Raw genomic sequence first — 3,306 nt, 5'->3', positions numbered from 1 at the left:
TTTCAGCTCAACGTCATGCCTCAACCTCTACTCGTGCGCTGCAGACCTGGCTGAGATGTGCGTTTACGTCTGCACCAGACTGCGTCGTCGGGTCCATTCCGGCAAATTCAATTTTGCAGGCCAGACTTTTGAGGTAACTCTGACGCGGCGTGCTTGCATCGGCTTCGCCTTCGACGGGTGGCGCGGACGCGGGGAAAAGCGCCTCGCGCGCCATCTTCCAGGTCAGGAACATCAAGACGATCGCGCCGCCGATCCACACGATCCAGCGCACCGGCGTGAACTGCAGCAGCGCCGACATGCCCGCGAGCGCGAGCGCCGCATAGAACAGATCGCCGAAACAGGTGCCGAGACCGAGCACGAGTCCCGGCTTGAAGCCGTGCGACAGCACCAGCGAAATAATCGCGACATTGGCGATGCCGATATCGAGACACAGGGACAGCGACAGAAAAAAGCCGTCCGACAGCAAGGACCACGCGTGCATCTTGATTGCTAACTTAGGGATGAGGTTAAAGCGTGAGGCTCACATCGAGCCGTCCGGTGGGCACGCCCATCGTATTGCGCACGACGGGGTTGCGGAACGCATCGAGCGCGCGACGTTGTTCCGGCGTGCCGATATCGAGCAGATCGAGCACGCGCACGACGACCGCGTTGAGCACCGCCGTGTTGCCATCCTCGACCTTCACCGCAATGCCGATCACGCCTTCCGGACGACGCACGCCGATCGCATAGCTCGCGTCCGCGCCGGTCTTGCCGACGAGCGCGCCATCGAAGGCTTGCATCAGCAGCGTGCAGAAGCGCCCGTCGCCCGCGACGAGTTCGGGATGCGTCGTCATCGCGCGATGGATGCGCGCGAGCGGCGTACCCTCGGGCGCGGCGGCGATCTTCGCGAACAGCCGCGCGAGACGATCGAGCGCAAACGCGGGCGTCGGCAGATTGCAGCCGTCGATGGCCCATTGCACGTCGTCTTCGTTCAGATCGACGGCCTGCGCCATCACGCGCTTCACGTGCCGCTGCAACAGATGATCGGGCAAGTGGTAATCGAGCCGCGATGCGCCCAGCGCCTGCGCGCCCGCGAGCATGCCGGCGTGCTTGCCCGAGCAGTTGCTGCAGACGGCCGTCGGCGTGAAATCGCGCCTGATCCAGTCGCGATACACGGCGTCCGAAATCGGCGGATGGCCGCCGCAGCGCAAGTCGCTTTCGCTCGCCTGCGATTTCGCGAGCATCGCGCGGACGCGTTCGATATGACGCGGCTCGCTGCTGTGCGACGCGCACATGAGCGCGAGATCGGCATCGTCGAAACCGAAGCGTTCCAGCGCGCCCGTTTCCATCACGGCGAGCGCCTGCGCGGGCTTCGCCGCCGAGCGCGGCAAGGTCACGCGATGCGGATCGCCGAAGGAGTACAAAAGCGCGCCATCGGCATCGACGACGGCGACATGCGCCGCGTGCGTGTTCTCGATGACATCGCCTCGATAAAGCGTCGCCGCGATCATTTGCTGTCCAGTCCGATTTCGGTCCAGAGCGCATCGACGCGACGCTTGACCGCCTCGTCCATCACGATCGGGCGGCCCCATTCGCGCGACGTTTCGCCGGGCCATTTGTTGGTGGCGTCGAGTCCCATCTTCGAGCCCAGGCCCGCTACGGGCGAGGCGAAGTCGAGATAATCGATCGGCGTGCTGTCGACCATCACCGTGTCGCGGGTCGGGTCGACGCGCGTGGTGATCGCCCAGATCACTTCCTTCCAGTCGCGCACGTTGACGTCTTCATCGACCACGACGATGAACTTCGTGTACATGAACTGCCGCAGGAAGCTCCACACGCCGAACATCACGCGCTTGGCGTGGCCGGGATAGCTCTTCTTCATCTGCACGATGGCCATGCGGTAGCTGCATCCCTCGGGCGGCAGATAGAAGTCGGTGATCTCGGTGAACTGCTTCTGCAACAGCGGCACGAAGACTTCGTTCAGCGCGACGCCGAGCACGGCGGGCTCGTCGGGCGGCTTGCCGGTGTAGGTCGAATGGAACAGCGGATCGCGCCGCATCGTGATGCGTTCGACGGTGAAGACCGGGAACCACTCCTGTTCGTTGTAGTAGCCGGTGTGATCGCCATACGGACCTTCGAGCGCGTGCTCGTATTTCGCCGATGCCCCCGACGACGGACGCGGCGACGCGCCTTCGGGCGCGGCGGGCGGCGTGCCGTCCTGCGGATAGATAAAGCCTTCCAGCACGATTTCCGCGCGCGCGGGCACTTGCAGCGTATCGACGCCCGGCGTCACGCACTTGGCGAGTTCGGTGCGCGAGCCGCGCAGCAGCCCGGCGAACTGATATTCGGACAGCGAATCGGGGACCGGCGTGACCGCGCCCAGAATGGTCGCGGGATCGGCGCCGAGCACCACGGCGACCGGATACGGCTTGCCCGGATTGGCCAGCGCGAACTCGCGGAAATCGAGCGCGCCGCCGCGATGCGCGAGCCAGCGCATGATGAGCTTGTTACGCCCGATCAACTGCTGCCGGTAGATGCCGAGATTCTGCCGCGACTTGTTAGGGCCGCGCGTGACGGTGAGTCCCCATGTCAGCAGCGGACCGGCATCGCCGGGCCAGCAGGTTTGAATCGGCAAGCGATTGAGATCAACATCGTTGCCTTCCCAGACGATCTCCTGGCAAGGCGGCGCGCTGACCGACTTCGGCGCCATGTCCCACACGGCCTTGGCAAGCGACAGCAGCTTGCCGGCATCCTTGAGACCCTTCGGCGGTTCCGGCTCCTTGAGCGCGGACAGCAGACGGCCGACATCGCGCAACGAGCCGAGCGCGGCCGTATCGCTGCCGAGGCTGAGATCGGAGCCGGTCTGCGCTTCCGTTTCGATACCCATGCCGAGCGCCACGCGCCGCGTCGTGCCGAACAGATTCGCGAGCACGGGGATGTCGTGGCCAGTGGGCTTTTCGAACAGCAGCGCGGGTCCGCCCGCGCGCAGCACGCGATCGGAGAGTTCGGTGATTTCGAAGACGGGTGAGACGGGCTGCCGAATGCGGCGCAGTTCGCCGAGCGCTTCGAGGCGGGCGGTGAAGTCGCGCAGATCTTTATATTTCATCGATGGTCGATAGGAAGCTCGGGCGCCGAAACGATATCAAAAAGGCACCGAATAAGAGCGGTTCAGCTGCGCGCTAAGCGATTGTTGATTTTACATACGTAGTCGGCCCTTCAGAATTAGTCGAAGTCAAGGGTGGCAAGGGGCCGCCGGAAGATCGTGTTTCCCAGAACTCCCAGAAGCAATATTGATCTGAATGGTTTCCTGGGAGTTTGGAACTTCGC

2 protein-coding genes and 1 pseudogene are annotated in these 3,306 nt (G+C 63.9%); all 3 read right to left on the bottom strand.

The features are described from left to right. Nucleotides 1-124: 124 nt before the first annotated feature. A pseudogene (locus BVER_RS28370) lies at nucleotides 125-481 on the bottom strand (LysE family translocator); the annotation flags it as partial. 25 nt (nucleotides 482-506) lie between these two features. Then, the gene (locus tag BVER_RS28365; RefSeq protein WP_050456081.1) at nucleotides 507-1,490 is read right to left on the bottom strand and encodes an asparaginase; all 984 of its coding nucleotides are present in this window, start codon (nucleotides 1,488-1,490) and stop codon (nucleotides 507-509) included. Beyond that, complete coding sequence (locus tag BVER_RS28360; protein ID WP_050456080.1) at nucleotides 1,487-3,085, bottom strand: UbiD family decarboxylase; 1,599 nt, start codon at nucleotides 3,083-3,085, stop codon at nucleotides 1,487-1,489. Before BVER_RS28360 ends, BVER_RS28365 begins: the two co-directional genes overlap by 4 nt. Nucleotides 3,086-3,306: the final 221 nt, after the last annotated feature.

The sequence above is a fragment of the Candidatus Burkholderia verschuerenii genome (assembly GCF_001189365.1).
Classification (GTDB): domain Bacteria; phylum Pseudomonadota; class Gammaproteobacteria; order Burkholderiales; family Burkholderiaceae; genus Caballeronia; species Caballeronia verschuerenii.
Note: the sequence above shows the minus strand (reverse complement) of the source record. Positions and strands in the feature narration are given on the sequence as shown.

Bases quoted from the DNA above. Each gene is read 5' to 3' on its own strand.
- BVER_RS28365 (WP_050456081.1), bottom strand. From the start codon at position 1,490: ATGATCGCGGCGACGCTTTATCGAGGCGATGTCATCGAGAACACGCAC.
- BVER_RS28360 (WP_050456080.1), bottom strand. From the start codon at position 3,085: ATGAAATATAAAGATCTGCGCGACTTCACCGCCCGCCTCGAAGCGCTC.